Raw genomic sequence first — 19,645 nt, 5'->3', positions numbered from 1 at the left:
TGGTAAAATTAATACAGCATTTATTACAACGATTCCTATCTTTAAAAATGGTATCATTCAAGCGGTAAATGCCAAGCGCCAAAAGCTTGTTGCAGATTCTATGGCTGAACTGGATCGCCGTACAAATGAATTACTTAAGAAAAATGCACAAAATATCGCAACGCAAAGTGTAGAAGTAGCGAGATTATCAGGTTCTTCTAGTATTAAGATGGAAACACTTGAGGAAACTTGGAACATTATTTCAAGAGGTATGCAAGAAACACAACAAATTGAAGAACAAAATAAACGTGAGCGTGAAGAAAGCCGCAAGCGTATGGCTACATTAACAGAGAATATCAAAAAAGAATTACAAGGATAAAGTGAAACTTTAATCAGTGGGGTTTTGTTCATCAACACCGATTATTAGCCTTCACCAATTGGACATTTATGGGCAGTTAATCCATCACCTAACTTCTTTGCTCAAACTGAATTTTGAGGTGGGAGTTTTACTGCACGGAAAATAGTAGGATAAATGAAAAGGCAATGAGGACTATTCCTCATTGCCTTTTAGTTTCTCTTCACTAATTTAATAATCTCATTCACAATAAGTGGAATGATACTTAATAAGAGAACAAATCCCCAATCTCGCATCGTTAATGCATGTACACCGAATATATTTGCAAGGGGCGGGATGGAGATGATACAAACTTGCATAAGAACACCGATAAGAAGGGAGAAAACTAAATATTTATTTGTAAAGATCCCAATTGAAAAAATTGATTTCGTTCTTGAACGCAAGTTAAATGAATGAACGAGCTGAGAAAAACTAAGAACGACAAATGCCATCGTTTGAGCGTGTAATAGAGCATCGTCATCAATTCGCTCTGGGAAAAGAGGAAATAAATTTGTATCTCCAGTATAGAATTTTGCTCCGGCGATAAAAGCTATTAGCGTTAAAAGTCCAATGATAACTCCATTGAAAATCAGGAAAGGAACGCTGCCACTAAATAAGCTTTCTTTCGCATGTCGTGGTTTTTCCTTCATCACATCTGGATCTTCAGGATCAACCCCAAGTGATAATGCAGGCAGTGTATCTGTAATTAAATTCACCCACAAAATATGAATAGGTCGTAGTGGTGTTGCCCAGCCGAGTAAAATCGCTAAAAATAAAGCGATAATTTCTCCGAAGTTACAAGAGAGTATGAAGAGAATTGATTTTTTTATGTTACGATAAATATTTCTACCTTCTTCAACGGCTTTCACAATAGATGAGAAATTATCATCTGTTAACACGACGTCTGCTGCCCCTTTTGCAACGTCTGTTCCTGTAATGCCCATCGCAACGCCAACATCAGCTTGCTTTAAAGATGGTGCATCATTGACACCATCACCAGTCATAGAAACGATATTTCCTTTCGCGCGTAATGCCTTTACAATTTTCACTTTATGCTCTGGAGAGACTCTAGCGAATACATTTAAATGATTAATTTTGCTAGCTAGTTCTGTATCAGAAATGTTATCTAATTCAGTTCCAATCATAATTTCCGATATTTCTTCAGCAATGCCAAGTTCTTTGGCAATTGCAAAGGCGGTATCTTTATGGTCACCAGTAATCATAACTGTGCGAATACCGGCTTTTTTACATTCTTTAATTGAATCTTTCACTTCAGTTCGTGGTGGATCAATCATACCGACAAGACCAATAAAGATAAGATTTTTTTCAAGATGATTTATATCCACATCGTTTGAATCGTATTGTTTAAATGCGAATGAAAGTACTCTTAAAGCTTCTTGAGACATTGCTCCGGCAGCTTCTAATATTTGATTTTTATCAGAATCAGTTAAAATCTCGATTTTGCCGTTTTTAAAAATATGGGTACATCGAGGTAAGAGCTTATCAATAGCGCCTTTCGTCATGCTATAGTAGCTTTCATCGTATGTATGTACAGTTGACATCATTTTACGATCTGAATCGAAAGGTACTTCGTTAACACGTTCATGTATTTTTTCTAAATGATCTTTTTGCATGTTAAAAGTGGTTCCAGCAACGAGAAGTGCAATTTCAGTCGGGTCTCCCGTTTGTGATTCGTTATTGTAAGATGCATCATTACATAGCACCATATTTTCTAACAATAGACGTTGCGCATCATTATTTACATTTAAACTTTCTAAGCGATCGTATGTGTTATCACTATAAAAGTGAGTAACGGTCATTTTATTTTGCGTTAACGTACCTGTTTTATCTGAACAAATAATTGTGACAGAACCGAGGGCTTCAACAGCTGGTAGTTTGCGAATGATAACGTTTTGTTTAATCATACGTTGCACACCAATTGCAAGAACGATGGAAACGATAGCTGGCAAGCCTTCTGGGATAGCTGCAACGGCTAAACTAATAGCAGTCATAAACATTTCTAACGTATCCCGGCCTTGTAAAAAACCGATGAGGAACATAACGATACAAATAGCTACAGCGACAAAGCCTAAATATTTTCCGACTTGTGCTAAGCTTTTTTGAAGTGGTGTCATATCATCGTCTGCTTCATGTAAAAGGGTAGCAATCTTACCAATTTGTGAGTTCATTCCAGTTTCAACAGCAACACCGACGCCTCTTCCATATGTTACAAGAGTAGACATAAAGGCCATGTTTTTTTGATCGCCGAGTGGTACTTGCTCATCACGTTGCATGGAAGGGTGGTAGATTGCATCTTTATCAACAGGGACAGATTCACCAGTTAGAGCAGATTCTTCAACTTTTAAATTTGCGGTTTCGATAAGGCGTAAATCGCAGGGGATATATCGTCCGGCGTCGAGCATAACGATATCCCCTGGAACGACGTGCTCAGATGGAATTTCTTTTAGTTCACCATTTCTCTTGACGATAGCTTTAGGTGTTGCCATCTTTTTCAATGCCTCTAAAGCTTGTTCTGCTTTCGATTCTTGGACAACACCGATAACAGCATTTAAAACTACAACAAGCGCGATAATACTGGCATCCGCCCATTCACCTACAAAGGCAGAAATAAGGGCAGCAATAATAAGGACATATACGAGGACGTCATTAATTTGGGCGAAAATACGCTGCCATAAAGTGCGTTTTTGTTTTGTAGCTAATTCATTAGAACCGTATTGCTTTAAACGTTCACTTACAATCGCATCTGTTAAACCGTGTTGTTCGTTTGTTTCTAGGTCAATCAATGTTTGATCTTTCGTCTTACTGTACCAATTGCTCATAAGTAAGCACCTCCAGTAAAAACAGTTAGCAATGGTAGTGTTGCTATTATTTGTGAGTAGTATGTATGGAGAAAAAATCTAAGGTGAGGTTCTACTTCTATTGTACAATATTTTACAGTTGGTTGAGGAAAAGAGAAGAGTTGTCATGAATTTGTTGGAAGTAAAAAAGAGCCTCATATAAGAGAGGCTTTTTTACTTTTTAATTAATGTACCTAATTCTTCTGTAATGGCTTGCATTTCACTAATGCTGAATGTTTCACGTTTCATAACATGATCATAAATGTCACGTAAATCTTCGTACATTTCTTCGTTAAAACTAGCAGCTCTCATCGCTCCAGCATTAACCATACGTAATTTTTCTTTAATAGCTTCGACCATATATTCAACGTTTTCTTCTGACTTTACGGATAAATCCACCGAAGTGTCCCCCTTTAAAATAACATAAGGCTATCTTAACATTTTTTATCATTTTAGTTAATGAATCTTTTCAATCCCATTAAATTAGTAGGGATTTCCTTTATATTTAATAATTGGTTGTTTATACTATAAGTATATATTAAGAAATGCACCAAGAAGGGAAGAAACAAAAATATGGTTCAAGTATTGTTTGTTTGTCTTGGGAACATTTGCCGTTCTCCGATGGCAGAAGCGATTTTTCGAAATCTTGTCGTAAAAGAGGGACTTGAAGAGAAAATTGTCATTGATTCTGCAGGAACTGGAGATTGGCACGTTGGCCATCCGCCACATAAAGGAACACAAAAAATTTTAAAAGAAAATGCAGTCACTTTTGAAGGAATTAAAGCAAGGCAAGTAGAAAAAGAAGACTTAACAAAGTTTGATTATATTATTGCCATGGACAACAAGAATATAGCAGATTTAAAAAGTTTAGGTAAAACTGGAGGCTATATTGGTAGGCTGTCCGACTTTGTTCCAGACGGTGGCTGGACAGACGTTCCTGACCCTTACTATACAGGGAATTTCCAAGAAGTATATGACCTTGTAACAGAAGGGTGTGCAAAGCTATTAGCTTTCATTCGAAATGAACAAGGAATATGAGGAAGCTTAGAAAGAAATACTTTCTAACATAAGAAATGAAAGGGTGAAGGAATATGGCAAAGAAAAATAATATTGCTCGAAACATTGCGATTGGTGTAGCTGCAGGTGTAGCTGTATCCATGTTAAAGAAAGAAAACCGCGAAAAAGTAAAAAATACAGCAGAAAAAGCAAAAACAAAGATGATTGAAATTGGTGAAAATGCAAAGATCAAAGAAAAAGTGCAAACTGTTACAGATAAAGGACGCGAACTTGCTGATTTCAATGTGGTAAAAGCGAAAGTAGCAGAAATTAAAAAATTAACGCCATCTGTTGTAGAGACGTTAAAAGAAACGAAAGAAATTTTTAGTAAGAAAAAAGTTGAGCCAGAAGAAAAGCCAGAAACGATCGAAATTCAAGCTGTATCTCCAAAGGTAGATGAGTTGAAAGTAGAAGAAGAGCCAATAGTTGCTGAAGATGGTGGTATGAAAGAAGCGCGTGAATTATTTATGAAAGACTCAAATGCAGTGGAAAAAAAAACTGAAGCGTACATTGAGTTAAAGCAAGATAAAGAAGAGAAGAAAAGCGTTTAAACATATATGAGAAAAATTTTAGAAAAGGTGAGAAGAAATCGTACTTATTCGTTTGGTAAAGATTTATATGACCGGACGATGCGCGATGATGTAGCGGGCTTGGCAGCACAGCTCGCTTATTTCTTCTTGCTTGCAATTTTTCCTGGGCTCGTTTTCTTAATTACGCTTCTTGGATTTATTCCCATTCAAACAGAGGATGTGCTTAGTTTATTAGAGGTTTATGTACCAGATGATGCAATGAACTTAATTGAGGTAAATGTAGATAAAGTTGTAAACCAGCAAAATGGTGGTTTATTATCATTTGGTTTATTATCCATGTTATGGTTTGCCTCAAATGGTGTTAATGCGGTTATGAATGCTTTTAACCGCGCTTATGACGTGAAGGAAACACGTTCTTTTATTACAACAAGAGCGTTATCAATTGTGTTTACATTAGCTATTATTTTTATGATTGTCTTTGCGTTAATTGTTCCGGTATTCGGACAAGTTATTGGAGCAGCAGTGTTTAAAGCACTCGGTTTATCAGATAGTTTTTCTTTCGTATGGAGCATTACACGATTAGTAGCGAGTTTCTTCGTGCTATTTGCTTTGTTTAGTTTCTTATATACATTTGCACCAGATCGAAAGTTAAAAAGAAGAGAAGTTATTTCAGGGGCGTTATTTGCTACTGTAGGATGGATTGTGGTATCGTACTCATTTGCTTATTATGTAGATAAGTTTGCGAATTACGCCAATACATATGGTGGTCTCGGTGGTATCATTATTTTAATGTTATGGTTTTACTTAACTGGATGGGTAATTTTACTTGGCGGTGAAATTAATGGTTTACTCCACCATTATAGAACCGGTGACAATAATTCCCGTAATGAATAATGAGCTCTTGTTCCATAATAAAAAGGAACAGGGGGGATATTTCATGAGTAATAATAAAAAGAACCATAATAATAAAAGTAATAATAAACAAAAGAGCAGTTCGCATCCAAAGCATAAAACGAGTAGCAGTGCGAACGGTCATAATAGCTATCATTAAAAAAAACGGGTCCTCTATGAGGGACCCGTTTTATTTGCTTCCTTTTAATAATCGTAAGCCATTCAAAATGACAAGAATCGTACTTCCTTCATGGCCAATAACACCGAATGGAAGAGCTAAAAATTGCAAGAAGTTTGAACAAATTAGCATGGCAATAACGGCTAGCGAAAAGATTACGTTTTGCTTCACAATACGATTCATTCGTTTTGATAGACGGATCGCTTGAGAAAGACGAGATAGTTCGTTCTTCATCAGTACAACATCCGCAGTTTCTAAAGCTACATCTGTTCCTTCTCCCATTGCGACACCAATGCTAGCAGTAGCTAGTGCAGGTGCATCATTTATACCGTCTCCGACCATTGCTACTGTACCGTATTTTTCTTTTAACTTTTTAATCGTTTCAACTTTTGTTTCTGGTAAGCATGATGCGTAATATTCCTTTATATTACTTTCAGAGGCAATTGCTTTTGCCGTTTCTTCATTATCTCCAGTAATCATAATTGCTTCGACACCAATGCTTTGTAAATCACGAATAGCAGCTATTGTTTCTTGGCGAAGCGTATCTTTTAAAGCGATAAGTCCAAGAATGCCTCCCTCATCACTAATATAAACGACAGTTTTACCTTCCTTTTCAAGTGAGGCAGAAATACCATTATGAAATGTTTTTGTTTCTTCACCGATAAAATCAGCTTTACCTATTTTATAAGCGTTGTTTTCGAATATTCCTTTTAGCCCAAAACCAGTTACATCTTCAACCTTTTCTGGTTTTTTTAATGTAATGTCGTACGCATGTTGTGCATATTTAACAATAGATTCAGCCAAAGGATGTGTAGAGTGACTTTCAATTGATGCTGTAATAGAAAGTACTTCTTTTTCTGTCATATTTTCTCGAACATATACATCTGTTACGGTAGGTTTACCTTCCGTTAATGTTCCTGTTTTATCAAAGGCGATTGCTTTTACTGAAGCGAGGCGTTCTAAATGTATGCCACCTTTAAAGAGAATTCCATTTCTTGCTCCGTTAGAAATGGCTGATAACGTTGCTGGTGTAATGGCAGCAACGAGTGCACAAGGAGATGCGACTACAAGTAAGATCATAGCGCGATAAAACGTTTCATTCCAGCTCCAGTCAAGTAAGAAATGAGGAACGAACATCATAAGCGCAACAACGAGTAGTACACCTTTTACGTATGTTCCTTCAAACTTTTCGATGAATAGTTGTGATGGTGATTTTTCACTTTGTGCACTTTGTACGAGACGAATAATCTTTTGGAATAATGTTTGATCGCTCGGCTTCGTAATTTTAACTTCGATAGCACCACGTAAATTTACAGTACCTGCAAATACTTCATCGCCATATCTTTTCTCATTTGGAATAGGTTCTCCCGTGATTGCTGCTTCATCGATATTTGTTTCACCGTTATGAATCGTACCGTCAGCAGGAACACGTTCACCTGGTTTAATTAAAATAATGTCGTTAATTTGTAACTCTCCAACAGGAATACGTTCCTCTGTTCCGTTGGAAATGCGTAATGCTTCTTCGGGTTGTAAGTCAAGAAGAGCGGAAATCTCTTTTTGGCTCTTACTTAATGTATAAGATTCCATAGCACCGCTGAGCGCAAAGATGAAGATTAAAATAGCCCCTTCTGCCCAGTAGCCAATAATTGCAGCACCGATAGCTGCAAAGAGCATTAGCATTTCAACATTTAGCTCTTTTTCTTCAATCGTATCTTCAATGCCTTCTTTAGCTTTTGCATATCCACCAACTATATAAGCAAGGATATAGCAAGTAATACCTACATTCATTGCATCGTTCTTTGTGAATAGCCAGCCAGCTAAAATAAAAATACCAGATGCCACTGCAAATACAAGTTCATAATGTTTTTTTAATGTGTCCCATAAAGAGGGATGAGAAATTGTTTCTTTTGCGTGTAACGTTTTTACTTCTGAGTTCATTACTACTCGCTCCTTCCGAATTCTTATTGAGAAAAATAATCAAAATCGAAACCCCTATAAAACGACGAAAGCTGCCATCCATAATGGATAGCAGCATTTCTGTTTAATCTGTTTTTAATAGTTATTATGTTGTAATTATTCTATAGTATATCATATGTTTTTATGAGATGGTACGGTTTTGTTTCAAGTATAAACGGAAAACTTGTGTTTTCGCAATTCCTTTGGTATATATGAATATTGTTCATAAAAAGGTCGGAAAGGAAGACAACAAGTGAAGACAGAGAAATTTTTTACCCATCCGATTGGCGTATTTATTGCTGCAATAGTAGCAACTTTTTTATGGGGAAGCGCATTTCCTTTTATTAAGTTAAGTTATGCTGAACTTGGAATTCAACCACAAGAAGTTGGAGAACAAATATTATTTGCCGGTTATCGTTTCTTGTTATCTGGAGTCATGCTCTTATTATTCTTTAAAGTGTTAGGAAAAGATATGAGCTTCAAAAAAGGAACGGGGAAACAGTTAATACAAATTGGTTTATTCCAAACGTTTCTTCAATATATCTGTTTTTACATTGGAATGAGTTATAGTTCAGGAATTGAAGGAGCTATCATTTCAGGGACATCATCATTCTTTCAAATTTTACTCGCCCATTTTTTATATAAAGATGATGCTCTCAATATAAGAAAAATAATTGGGGTATCGATTGGTTTTTGTGGCGTCATTTTAGTAAATGTGCCGAGTGATGGTAGCTTATCATTTCATTTTGGAATCGGAAGCTTATTACTTCTTAGTGCAGCAATGCTGTATTCATATGGAAACATATTAGCAAAAGAAGGTAGTAAAACATTAGATGTTGGCTATATGACAGCATACCAAATGATGTTTGGTTCTATAGGATTATTATGTATAGGGGCTTTACAAGTTGGAGTCATGCCATTTACATTTAGTCTACATGCACTACTTATGCTGATTTATTTATCTTTCTTATCTGCAGCTGGTTTTTGCATTTGGAATACAATTATGAAGTACAACAAGGTTGGAAAAGTATCTATGTATATGTTCTTTATACCCGTATTTGGTGTGTTATTATCGAGCATGATTTTAGGTGAAGCAATTCATTCATTTGTGCTACTCGGTTTAGCATGTGTAGCCGCGGGAATTATTGTGGTAAATCGAACGCCAGCTAAGCAAAAAATGGAGCAAGAAAAACAAGTAGCATAGAGAGCAGAAAAGCGATTACAATGGAAGAACAGTACTGTTCTTCTTTTTTTCATAGAAAAAGGATAATAGACTAAGTGTAACGAAAAAAGATACAAAAAGCATTTATTGAGGAGAACATGTTATGAATCTACTTTACGTGGTGTTAATTGGGCAAATACTTCTTTTTTTAATTGGTGCAATTTATGCAATGCGGCAGACAAAAAGAACGAAAGATAATATGCCGTTACCTTTAGTAATCCGTCTTATTCTTAGTTTTTCTTTAACAGGTAGTGCAATTTGGATATGGTTACAAGATCCATCTGTAGAGTATAGTACGTGGGTTGCACTTGGTATGACTTTATCGACTGTGGGAGATTTGTTTATGGCTGGGCTGATTCCAATTGGTCACAGGTTAATTGGAGGGATGGTTACTTTCGCTCTTGCTCATTGTTTTTATGTAAAAGCATTTTTGCAAACAGGAATTTCGTGGAATGGTTTTTGGATTGGTTTACTCGTATATGGGCTCTTTCTAATTGTAGGATGGTTCTTCTTTATCCGAAATGATAAACAGGATAAATTGTTTACGATAGGAGCTCTAATTTACGGATTGTGGGTTGGAGGAATGGCTTGCTTTGCATTCGCCTTATATTATGAAAATACAGGGATATGGTGGATACCAGCGTTTGGTGGTTTACTATTTGTGATTTCTGATTTTATTATTGGCGTGACAGATATCGGAGGGCGTAAATTGAAGTATGAGCCACTTTGGATTTGGTTTACATATGTAGCTGCTCAAATGTGTATTGTATATGTGGGATTATAAAAAGATACTCTCAAAATAGTGAATAGACTATTTTGAGAGTATCTTTTTTGCTTGTTTAATTTGATCAGTATTACCATTTTGAAATTTCTAATATTATAATTTTATAATTCGGAATTTTGTAGAAAAATATCGGTTGTATTATTTATAATAAAAGTAAAAAGATGATGAGATGGTGAAATGATGCAAAAGAAAAAACATTGGCGTGAATTCTTTGGAACTATTGCAATCGCATGTTTATTGGTGTTTTTGGCGAAAATTTTTGTGTTTTTCCCTACGACTGTAAAAGGAGCATCTATGAGGCCAACGTTGCAAGATGGAGATAAGGTGATTGTTAATAAGTTAGCAAAACAATTTGAAAGCTATGGGAGAGAAGATATTATTGTTATGAAAACAGATAATTTTTATGTCAAAAGAGTGATTGGATTACCTGGAGATATAATTGAGATGAGAAATGATCAATTATATGTAAATTCTGAAGTGAAAGATGAAGAGTATTTGGATAGTAATAAAAAACAAGCAGAAAAAAAACTTATGAATTTAACAGAGGACTTTGGACCAATTACAGTTCCCGAAAATAAGATTTTTGTTATGGGAGATAATCGCTTAATAAGTAAAGATAGTAGAAATGGTTTAGGTTTTATTGATAGAGAAGATGTGTTAGGAAAGTTAGCAGGCATTTATTATCCGTTTGAACATATGAAAATAATAAAGTAAAAAACCAAGCAAATTTTAGTTTGCTTGGTTTTTTTGGTTAAACAGTAGGAGATTCGTTTGATACAAAAATATCTTCATGTTTCTTTGTAGTACTTAAAACGAATTTATGTTGTAGCAATTGTAGTTTAAATAACGCCAAAGGATCATGATATGTTTCTGGATTGCTTCTTAGCGTTGCTAATGTTTGCTCGTCTTCCTTTATCTCAAGTTGAGCTGCATCTACATTTTGTTTCAATATATTAAGTGGATCTTTGAAGAACATCATGATATCACGTTCTAATGCACCTTCAAATACTTCAAATTGAAGGAAGAATTGTTTTGAAATTGTGTGAGCAATTTCTGTATAGTCTTCTGTTTCAATATATTGTTTATATTTGTTGGCGAGCATAGATTGGTTTTTTTGCATATTACCAAATAATTTTCCGGCACTTTTTAAGAAAAACTGTGTCGGTGTAAAGCGTAATAAAATATTGATGTTCGTTACTGTAATTCGATTTGTCATTCGTACAACATCTCGATTCCAATCATCTAATAATTTGAAATCGCAAGGAAGTTTCATACGTTCTTCTTTATATAATTTATTAAACGTTTCACTCATTTCATCTAAATAAGCTTGAGCTTGAATAAATTCATTATGTGCTGTTTCAATCCATTCTTGAATAGACCCAGTAAATTTAGGAAGAAGTACCTGTTGTACATGCTTTTGAACTCGTTCATTCATTGCAGCATTTAATTCTTCATGAACTAATTTGAAATCACTATCTTCTTGAACAAGATCAGAGCAGCTCTGTAATAATTCAGGAATTTGAGAATGTATATCTCGTGTAATTTCTTCTTTCGTTAAAAGATAGGATTCGGTAATAGAACGAATTTTATCTTTTTCAAGAGCAGTAAGGTTATTAATAAATCCAGTAAGTTTCACTGAGATGTGTTTATTCCAGCGTACGGATTTTACTAATGTATTTTCTAATTCCACACGTTCATTTATGAGATAAGCAATTGTCTTTTGCGTAAACCATATTAGCTTTTCTATACGTTCTTTTTCTATATCGCGTTTTGCAAGATTAGAAAGAATAGATTCTGTTACATCTCCAAGTTGCTGGCTACTCTCTTGCGAAGGAGAGTATGGGAAGAATTGTGCATCTGGAAAATGTACTTTAAGTTTACTAATTAGTTTTTCATCAGTAGTCGTATTATTTGTGTGTGATACGAAGTGAATTTGTAAGTTTGGTACTTGTTCACGTAAATAAATTAACGTATCAATTTCTTGACTATGCAATGGTGAAGAAGAATTTAATACGTATACAAGGCTATCTGCTGCTTGTAAGTATTCAAAGTATGCATTGTTTTTATCCAATTGTCCTTGAATAGATGGTGTAATAAGAAATGTAAACTTATTTTTTCTTAAAAACCTACTTGGTAGCTTAATTTCTATACATTTTTTCTCAAGTTCTGACTGAGCAGATGTAGCCGTTATTTGATGGAATTCATCAAGGTTAGGGATATTTCTTATATCTAACTCGGTAAATTCTGTTATTTCAGTTTGACTAGCGTCTTTAAATAGAATAGGAGTTGTTAAAGTTTCAGTTAAGATGTTCTCTCCCAATATTGAATTAACAAATGATGTTTTATCATGGTCACTAGTTCCAGCTATTAGTATTGGTGTGACATTTAAATCACATAGTTCATGGACGAGTAGCGTAAATTGATGACTTAAATCTACATCATTTTTCTCAGCCCATACAGCGATTGTTTCGAATAAATGAGAAACTGTTTCCATATTTACATCTGCTTCAGCTGATGTATTAGAAAGTAAGGATCCAGCACTTTTTACGAGTAATGATTCTAAAGTTGTAGGTGAGACTTCATTCCATGCTAACACTGCTGCAGAGACAACTAGAGAATCTTTTGCTTTCGTTAAACTGAACCAATTTGTTAATAAATTTGGTACAAGTCCGTTTAATTCATGCATAAAATGATTTCCGGTAATTAATGCAAAGTATGTTTCTTGGTAGCGAGTAGAGATTTCATTCCAATCGTCATTATTGTCTGTTTCAATATGCAAGAATAAATGATTAATACTTTGAATCCAAGGAAGGTATAAGGATTCATGTTGATAGCTATTCCAAAGAGCAATAACAAGTTCTTTAAATTGAGCTTGATCAACAGCATATAGAGCTTTTAAAGACTCATAGAAATATTCAGGCTTAATATTTTTTGTAAATCCTTTGTTTATGTAAGTTATTAACGTATCAAACCAGTGTAAAGATTGTGTTCGGATACCTTCTTGAACAGCTAGTTCGATAGCGTTGTTCCAATCTTCTTGTTTTTCATAGAAAGAACGTGCAATTGCAGTAATATTTGGGTAATCCGGTTGGAATGCAACAGCTTCACTAATCGTCTTAAAAGCGAGTCCTAAACGATCTTGTTCGATATAAAGAGAAAGAAGTTGTAAGGAAACCTCCATCGTAAGAGTCGTATCTTCCGTTTGAATAGATTGATAAATTTCTTCTGCCTTTGGTAAGAATCCTAGTTCAAAATAAGCATCTGCAATATTTTTTGTCGCCCAAAGTGCAAGAGCATTATTTACTTTTTCCCATTTAAATATAGCTGCTTCAAAATCTTTATTTTGATAATAAAATTCACCTTGAGCAAATCGAATATTAGAAATGTTGGAGAATTCATTTTTAGATTCATTTATATATGCTTCACCGAGTACTTCCGATGCAGGAGTAGAAGTTTCTTCTGTTAAAAATGTTTTATAGTAAACTTTTTGAATAAATTGATTTTCAATGGTCATGTTCGTTCCCCCCTGTATAATTTAGAAAAATGATGTTGTATGTAAAAGGGTGTATGTTCTTTTAATAGGTAGAAGTTGCATTATATAGACCAAACTATGTTTTTGCTAGATATATCATTTTTCTTGAGAGTTAAACCGTTGCGAAAAGTAACTTTCCTTTATTGTAACAAAAAAACACGCATATGAATTTTTATTTTTTATCGGGTTATTTGCGGGCAATAAGAATCTAATCTCAAAATTGGTGAATGTAAGTGAGTTATGTGGAGTCGGGATGTCTGTAAAAGTAAGATTGGCATAGGTTAATAATTAGTAGAGGATGAACAAAACTCCCACTGAGTAAAGTTTTTCTTTATCTCTGTTAAAGGAAAGAATAGAAGTAGAGTTCATTATAAAAACAATGTATAGTGAATATGTATACCATGTTTGCCTTAAAGATAGAAAGGGTACAATGTGGAATAACGACCGTGTATAGGATGTGTCTTCCGAATGGAACAACATATTGGCGAGTTAATCGCGCATTATGGCTATTTTGGAATTGTTATAGCTTTGGCTGGTGGGATTGTCGGATTACCGATACCAGACGAGTTTTTATTGACCTTTGTTGGTTATAATGTTTCAAAAGGAGTTATGTCAGGAACTGCTGCTTTTTTAAGTGGGCTGGCTGGTGCGATGTTAGGGATCACGTTAAGCTACATATTAGGTTTAAAACTTGGGCTCCCTGTTTTAAAGAAATATGGGCCGAAAATTAGAATTAAAGAACATCACATTGAAAAAACACATATTTTATTTGAAAAATATGGGCCATTTCTTTTAATGATTGGTTATTTTATACCGGGCGTACGTCATTTAACAGCATATTTTGCTGGGGTATCAAATTTGACACTTTGGCGTTTTTGTTTGTACGCTTACGGTGGTGCGCTCATTTGGATAAGTGTTTTTATTGGGCTTGGCTGGAAGTTAGGCGAGAAGTGGCGCTTCGTTGAGTATAGTTTACATCATTATGGAATATGGATTTTATTAATTTCAGCAGTTGTTACATGTTTTGTATGGTTGTACATAAAGAAAAAGAAAAACCGCTAATAGCGGTTTTTTTAGCTGAAAGCAATAAATAATACACCAGCTGTAATAAAGACTACACCAACGCCGGTCATAAAGTTTAACTTTTCACCGAGGATAATCATAGCGAGAATGATAGAAAATACGACGCTTAATTTATCGACAGGAGCTACTTGTGAAACCTTTCCTGTTTTGAGGGCAAGAAAATAAAATAGCCATGAAGAAGCACCTGCAATCCCACTTAATGTGATAAATAGCAGTGCTTTTTTATTTAGCAGTACGTCGCCGATATTTTGAAATTTACCTTGTATGATAATAACGCCTATCATAAATAATGCCATAATAATAGATCGAATTGTTGTTGCAACGTTTGCATCGATGCCGTCTAAACCAAACTTTCCAAAAATCGATACAAGGGCAGCAGCAATTGCTGATAATAGTGCAAATAAGAGCCACGAACTCATAGTAAAATTCCTCCAATCTTACAGTATTATACATGAAAATGATTCTCATGTATAAAGTTGAAGCAATTGAGCTTATAGGAAGCACGACTTCAACTTAACTTCTTGCTCCACCTGAATTTTAAGGTGGGAGTTTTACTGCCTGTAAATAGTGGGCTAAATAGCGAAATAATCCCCACCTTATATTTTTAATAAGGTGGGGATTATTATACTACTCTGCAATTTCCTCATATAAAAAGTACGTTACATTATAAATATGTTCTACTTCATCGTCTGTCATAAACAGTAATTCGTCACGCTCAATCCCTTTTTTCTTTTCAATAAACTCAATCATGTTTTTGCGTTCTTCTCTCTTCATCAATTTTATTTCTCCTCTCAATCTGTTTTAATACAGTTTATTTAAGTTAATGCTATTATATAACAGAATCTTTAGAAAGTTCCACCTATTTTATTGTTTTTTTCAAAAGAACTTTTCGACAAAACAAGCCCACCTAAGGGGGGCTTGTTTTATTTTATAGTCGTAAAAACTCAGGCTCCGTCGTACCGGCACCATCGATGTAATAAATTGTGTCGGGGTTGATTTTTATCAATACGTAATTAGGGTCTTCAGGGCCGAGTAACCAACGTTTTAAGCTATTATTCCAAAACTTGTTTTTTAATGTCGAGTCTTCCTCAATTGAAGCCAATCCTTCAACTTCAATATAATCTTCATCTAATTTTTTCCCTTCTCGTCCGAGTAGTACATGGACATTAGGATTTTGTTCAATATCTGTTATCTTTTTTGATTGTCGATCTGTTGCAACATACAGTACAAAATCTTCATGGAAAAACATCATAAAGGCGCTATGAGGTTTCTCATTTCGTACTGTAGATAATACACCAGTACGTTGACCTTGAATAATAGTTGCGATTTTTTCTTTTAAGTGCATAATTTTAACCCCTTTTCACAATTTATAATTCTGTCTGTTTAAACAAGATAATTTAAATATCTTTCATACTGTTTTCTTCAATCCGATTTTTTAAACGTAATTGTGATGAAATCGGACAAGTTAGGAGAAGAATAATAATAATATTGAGGAGAAATACATACGATGGAAGGATGAAAAACATGTTTAATAAAATATTTCTTATAGTAGCGCTTATAGGTGTACCACTATCTGTACTTGGAAAAACACTTCATTGGCCAGAAACAATTATGTTCGCTGTGTATTGTGTTACGATTATCGCATTAGCTGGTTTTATGGGTAGAGCAACAGAGAGTCTAGCAATTGTTTCTGGTCCTAGAATAGGCGGATTATTAAATGCTACTTTCGGTAATGCTGTTGAACTTATCATTTCAATTTTTGCACTTCAAGCAGGGTTAATTGAAGTGGTGTTAGCTTCTTTAACGGGATCTGTACTTGGAAATTTATTATTAGTAGGAGGGTTATCCTTCTTTGTTGGAGGTCTTAAATACAAAAGACAAAGTTTTAATGTATATGATGCAAGGCATAATTCAGCTTTATTAATATTTGCTGTTGTTGTGGCCTTTGTTATTCCAGAGATCTTTTCAATGAAGATGGACGCTGGCAAGACGTATCAATTAAGTATAGGTGTTTCTATTATTATGATTATCATGTACCTTGCTGCATTACTATTTAAGTTAGTTACGCACCGTGGTGTATATCAACATAAAAGTGACGAAGTAGCGCATGAAGAAGAGCCAGAGTGGTCGAAAGGGAAGGCGCTACTTATTTTAGCGATAGCAACACTAGCGGTAGCTTATGTGTCAGAGGCACTCGTGCATACTTTTGAAACTGTTGCAAAGTCATTTGGCTGGTCAGAGTTATTTATAGGGGTTATTATCGTTGCAATTGTTGGGAATGCAGCGGAACATGCGTCTGCAATTATTATGGCTTATAAAAATAAAGTAAATATTGCAGTTGAAATTGCAATAGGCTCTACATTACAAATCGCCATGTTTGTTGCTCCTGTATTAGTATTACTATCTATGTTCTTCGCGCAAAGGATGCCTTTAGTATTTACCATACCAGAACTTGTGTCTATGATTACAGCCGTTTTCTTAACGATTGCGATTTCCAATGATGGAGATACAAACTGGTTTGAAGGAGGCACTTTACTAGCGGCGTATGTCATTATGGGAATTGGTTTTTATTTATTATGAAAAATAGGCATAACAATTGCGCTCAGAGAAAACAATAAACGAAGTAGTATATATACCTACATAGGAAGGAGCCAGACAGGTGAAACGAGTATACAGCATATGTCTTTCAACTATGGTCTCGTTTATTTTATTATTTCCTAACATGAGTTTTGCAAAGACAACAGTAGGAACAAAAATGCCTTCATCTGTTTTAAATATTTCAAAAGACAATACATTTCCAAATGATGCGCAAGATTTGCCACGTTTACAACCAAGTAAATTTGCTCAAGAGCTATTGAAAACGGCTAATATTAAAATTGAAAATCCAGACTTAATTCGGATGTTTAATGAAACGACAATTTCAAATGCGCCACTTGCAGTAGGGTATCGGGCAAAAATTTATTTAGGTCAATGGGCCTTACATTATGAATCAGTAGACACATCGATTAATTGGGAATATAAACAAGTGAATCGAAATGTGTATGATAATCGCGGAGGAGACCGTTTATATCCACTTCGCTATAAGCAAGAAACACAAAAGACGGTTGAAGGCGATTTAACAGCAGATATGAAAGATGCTGCAGATGTGAAAAAAATGATGCTTCTCAAAGCACTTGAAAAAGTACAATTACCTCTTTCGTTTAAGACAACTATTGGTTATGGTACTGGACATGAGCGTGTGTATAATATTAGTCCGAGTCAACTTGGATATTTATACGCTTATACACCAGCAGTAAATGAAAAGGGAAAAGTAACATTTGGAGAAGTGTATCTTGTATTAAAGGGAAATCAAAAAAGACTTGTTGTGAAAAATATTACTTCTCAAGGAATTGGAGCGGCAATTCCAATTCATGATCATTTGTTTTTTAAATTTATTTCTTCTTCTCACTCGCAATAACATAAAAAACGTCAGCTTATAAGCTGACGTTTTTTTTATAATGTAATGTTTGCTGTTTTTGATAAGAAATCTTCTGTCGGATAGTAGCTGTTTTTTACAAGAACATTTGGTCCAAGACATTTTACTGCAGGACAGTGGCAGCTTAATGATTTTGCTGTTTTTGAAGTGCTCCATTTTTCATACGCTTCTTGTAATGTGTTTGTTTGTATGTTTCCTAGAAGTGGAACATCACCAAAGTCCGTCACAATAATATTTCCATCGAAAATATTTACATTTAAACGAGAACGGCCATCTGGATCATTACGAACAGTTACATTTTTGCTCTCTTGCAATTTTTTAAATGTAGCTATGTCTTTTTCGTCATCGCTACAAGCATAGAAAGGTAACGTTCCAAATAGCATCCATACATTTTCATCGCGAATTTCTAGTAAATGTTCAATCGCATCACGAATTTCAGCTTTTGTTAAAATCTCTAGATTACTCGCGAAGTCACTTGGATACATTGGATGAACTTCATGACGTTTACAGCCCATCTCTTCGACGATTTGGCGGTGAATATGTTCAATATGTGGTAGAGTTCTTTTGTTTAGCATTGTTTCGGCCGATACAAGTACACCTGCATCTGATAGAGCCTTACTATTTGTAATCATTCTTTCAAATAATTTTGCACGTTGTTCGTAAGTAGGCTTACGCTCCATCATTGCAAATCCGCCTTCAACGAAGTCATCAATTGTTCCCCAGTTATGAGATATATGCAATACGTCTAAATAAGGAATAATCTGTTCGTAACGTGCTAAATCTATAGTTAAGTTAGAGTTGATTTGAGTGCGAACGCCTCGTTCATGGGCATATTTTAAGAGTGGTGTTACATAGTTGTCGACGGATTTTTTTGAAAGCATAGGTTCGCCGCCAGTAATACTTAAAGAACGTAAATGAGGAATCTCATCTAATCGTTTTAATAAAAGATCCATCGGAAGCGGATTTGGGTCTTTCGGCTGTAACGTGTAACCAACAGCGCAATGCTCACAGCGCATGTTGCATAACGTCGTCGTTGTAAATTCAACATTTGTTAATAGTAGTTTGCCGTACTCTTCAAGGTCCATATACGCTTCCCATGGATCGTAAGAAGGAGTAATCGGCTTCATTTTTTGTGATATCGTCATATGAAATACTCCTTTGACTATTGAAATAACAATTTGTCCATTCTCTATAATAGAAGAATATGTGCTTTTTATAAAGTGAAACTTTTTAGCATGGAAAGAGAGAGGGCTTACATTATAGTGGATGACTGTGACAAAATTGATGAAATTTCATGCCCATAGCAATCGTTTTTGCGGTATAATAAAAGCAACTCGAATTAAAAGGAGAGTGCCTTCATGGGAAAAGCAATTCAAGATAAAGATACACAATTAGTATATTTAAAAGAACGTTTAAATATGTTCATTGAAGTAATTGATACAATTGAACCTGAAGAAGTAGAATTAGAAGATGTAGATCGTCTTCTTGCAATGTTAGATGAATTAGAATTAAAATGTGAGCAATTTAAAAAAGACGAATAATATATTAAAAAGGCTACCAATTCCAATTTGGTAGCCTTTTTCTGTTCGAGTAATAGAAGGACGATAGAAAAAGAGGTATAATCAAGTTGTGAAAAATTTCATTTATGCTCTAATAGCGTGAAACAAATAAATAGCTAAAGAGCATAACAATTGAATTTTCAGCTCA

Annotated in this window: 19 protein-coding genes; 11 read left to right on the top strand and 8 right to left on the bottom strand. The window is 34.8% G+C overall.

All coding sequences use genetic code 11. The features are described 5' to 3' along the window. On the top strand, positions 1–358 hold a 358-nt coding region (locus MR107_RS19935), incomplete at its 5' end, for a toxic anion resistance protein (protein WP_242292629.1). A gap of 188 nt (positions 359–546) precedes the next feature. On the opposite strand, the gene MR107_RS19930 is transcribed toward MR107_RS19935, so the two are convergent. Both MR107_RS19930 and MR107_RS19925 read right to left on the bottom strand, forming a co-directional pair. Next, positions 547–3,213 (bottom strand): cation-translocating P-type ATPase, encoded by a 2,667-nt coding sequence (locus MR107_RS19930; protein WP_242292628.1) that lies wholly within the window; start codon positions 3,211–3,213, stop codon positions 547–549. A gap of 192 nt (positions 3,214–3,405) precedes the next feature. Next, positions 3,406–3,630 (bottom strand): DUF1128 domain-containing protein, encoded by a 225-nt coding sequence (locus tag MR107_RS19925; RefSeq protein ID WP_000366196.1) that lies wholly within the window; start codon positions 3,628–3,630, stop codon positions 3,406–3,408. A gap of 174 nt (positions 3,631–3,804) precedes the next feature. Between MR107_RS19925 and MR107_RS19920 the strand changes: the two genes are divergently transcribed. Genes MR107_RS19920 through MR107_RS19910 form a run of 3 tightly spaced genes read left to right on the top strand, consistent with a single transcriptional unit; the run spans position 3,805 to position 5,711 of the window. Next, a complete protein-coding gene (locus MR107_RS19920; RefSeq protein ID WP_000250916.1) occupies positions 3,805–4,269 on the top strand; it encodes a low molecular weight protein-tyrosine-phosphatase in 465 nt (154 codons plus the stop codon). Between the two features lie 53 nt (positions 4,270–4,322). Further along, positions 4,323–4,838 carry a DUF4075 domain-containing protein gene (locus tag MR107_RS19915; RefSeq protein WP_001085389.1) on the top strand — a complete coding sequence of 172 codons (516 nt, stop codon included), beginning with the start codon at positions 4,323–4,325 and terminating at the stop codon, positions 4,836–4,838. Between the two features lie 6 nt (positions 4,839–4,844). Then, on the top strand, positions 4,845–5,711 hold the full coding sequence (locus MR107_RS19910) for a YihY/virulence factor BrkB family protein (RefSeq protein WP_001226536.1): 867 nt from the start codon (positions 4,845–4,847) through the stop codon (positions 5,709–5,711). Positions 5,712–5,898: 187 nt separating this feature from the next. On the opposite strand, the gene MR107_RS19905 is transcribed toward MR107_RS19910, so the two are convergent. Continuing rightward, positions 5,899–7,824 carry a heavy metal translocating P-type ATPase gene (locus MR107_RS19905; protein WP_086408061.1) on the bottom strand — a complete coding sequence of 642 codons (1,926 nt, stop codon included), beginning with the start codon at positions 7,822–7,824 and terminating at the stop codon, positions 5,899–5,901. Between the two features lie 271 nt (positions 7,825–8,095). On the opposite strand from MR107_RS19905, the gene MR107_RS19900 reads away from it, so the two are divergent. The 3 genes from MR107_RS19900 (at position 8,096) to lepB (ending at position 10,562) form a co-directional block, all read left to right on the top strand. After that, positions 8,096–9,046: a DMT family transporter gene (locus MR107_RS19900; protein WP_000845696.1), complete on the top strand. Its 951-nt coding sequence runs from the start codon at positions 8,096–8,098 to the stop codon at positions 9,044–9,046. A gap of 121 nt (positions 9,047–9,167) precedes the next feature. Beyond that, positions 9,168–9,848 carry a lysoplasmalogenase gene (locus MR107_RS19895; protein WP_001051082.1) on the top strand — a complete coding sequence of 227 codons (681 nt, stop codon included), beginning with the start codon at positions 9,168–9,170 and terminating at the stop codon, positions 9,846–9,848. Between the two features lie 177 nt (positions 9,849–10,025). Further along, positions 10,026–10,562 (top strand): signal peptidase I, encoded by a 537-nt coding sequence (gene lepB, locus MR107_RS19890; protein ID WP_025687051.1) that lies wholly within the window; start codon positions 10,026–10,028, stop codon positions 10,560–10,562. Between the two features lie 37 nt (positions 10,563–10,599). Here the strand turns inward: lepB and MR107_RS19885 are convergent, their stop codons facing one another. Beyond that, on the bottom strand, positions 10,600–13,362 hold the full coding sequence (locus tag MR107_RS19885) for a tetratricopeptide repeat protein (protein ID WP_000151418.1): 2,763 nt from the start codon (positions 13,360–13,362) through the stop codon (positions 10,600–10,602). Between the two features lie 486 nt (positions 13,363–13,848). Between MR107_RS19885 and MR107_RS19880 the strand changes: the two genes are divergently transcribed. Beyond that, positions 13,849–14,442 (top strand): DedA family protein, encoded by a 594-nt coding sequence (locus tag MR107_RS19880; RefSeq protein WP_000434872.1) that lies wholly within the window; start codon positions 13,849–13,851, stop codon positions 14,440–14,442. Positions 14,443–14,453: 11 nt separating this feature from the next. On the opposite strand, the gene MR107_RS19875 is transcribed toward MR107_RS19880, so the two are convergent. The 3 genes from MR107_RS19875 to MR107_RS19865 all read right to left on the bottom strand — a co-directional run bounded on the left by MR107_RS19875 (position 14,454) and on the right by MR107_RS19865 (position 15,808). After that, positions 14,454–14,882 (bottom strand): EamA family transporter, encoded by a 429-nt coding sequence (locus MR107_RS19875; protein WP_000100295.1) that lies wholly within the window; start codon positions 14,880–14,882, stop codon positions 14,454–14,456. A 208-nt stretch (positions 14,883–15,090) separates the two neighbouring features. Further along, the gene (locus tag MR107_RS19870) at positions 15,091–15,237 is read right to left on the bottom strand and encodes a BH0509 family protein (RefSeq protein ID WP_000817786.1); all 147 of its coding nucleotides are present in this window, start codon (positions 15,235–15,237) and stop codon (positions 15,091–15,093) included. Between the two features lie 154 nt (positions 15,238–15,391). Further along, entirely contained in the window at positions 15,392–15,808 is a 417-nt protein-coding gene (locus MR107_RS19865) for a pyridoxamine 5'-phosphate oxidase family protein (RefSeq protein WP_000550220.1), read from the bottom strand. A gap of 179 nt (positions 15,809–15,987) precedes the next feature. Between MR107_RS19865 and cax the strand changes: the two genes are divergently transcribed. Beyond that, entirely contained in the window at positions 15,988–17,043 is a 1,056-nt protein-coding gene (gene cax, locus MR107_RS19860; RefSeq protein ID WP_000482137.1) for a calcium/proton exchanger, read from the top strand. 79 nt (positions 17,044–17,122) lie between these two features. After that, a complete protein-coding gene (locus tag MR107_RS19855; protein WP_002083605.1) occupies positions 17,123–17,920 on the top strand; it encodes a YfkD famly protein in 798 nt (265 codons plus the stop codon). Positions 17,921–17,955: 35 nt separating this feature from the next. Here the strand turns inward: MR107_RS19855 and yfkAB are convergent, their stop codons facing one another. Further along, positions 17,956–19,083 carry a radical SAM/CxCxxxxC motif protein YfkAB gene (yfkAB, locus tag MR107_RS19850; protein ID WP_000156016.1) on the bottom strand — a complete coding sequence of 376 codons (1,128 nt, stop codon included), beginning with the start codon at positions 19,081–19,083 and terminating at the stop codon, positions 17,956–17,958. A 213-nt stretch (positions 19,084–19,296) separates the two neighbouring features. Here yfkAB and MR107_RS19845 point away from each other — a divergent pair, with 213 nt between their 5' ends. After that, on the top strand, positions 19,297–19,479 hold the full coding sequence (locus MR107_RS19845; RefSeq protein ID WP_000513558.1) for an SE1561 family protein: 183 nt from the start codon (positions 19,297–19,299) through the stop codon (positions 19,477–19,479). Positions 19,480–19,645 lie beyond the last annotated feature (166 nt).

Source organism: Bacillus cereus group sp. BfR-BA-01441, from assembly GCF_022663075.1.
Classification (GTDB): domain Bacteria; phylum Bacillota; class Bacilli; order Bacillales; family Bacillaceae_G; genus Bacillus_A; species Bacillus_A cereus.
The sequence above is the reverse complement of the archived record's forward strand: the minus strand, read 5'-3'. Positions and strand labels throughout refer to the sequence as shown.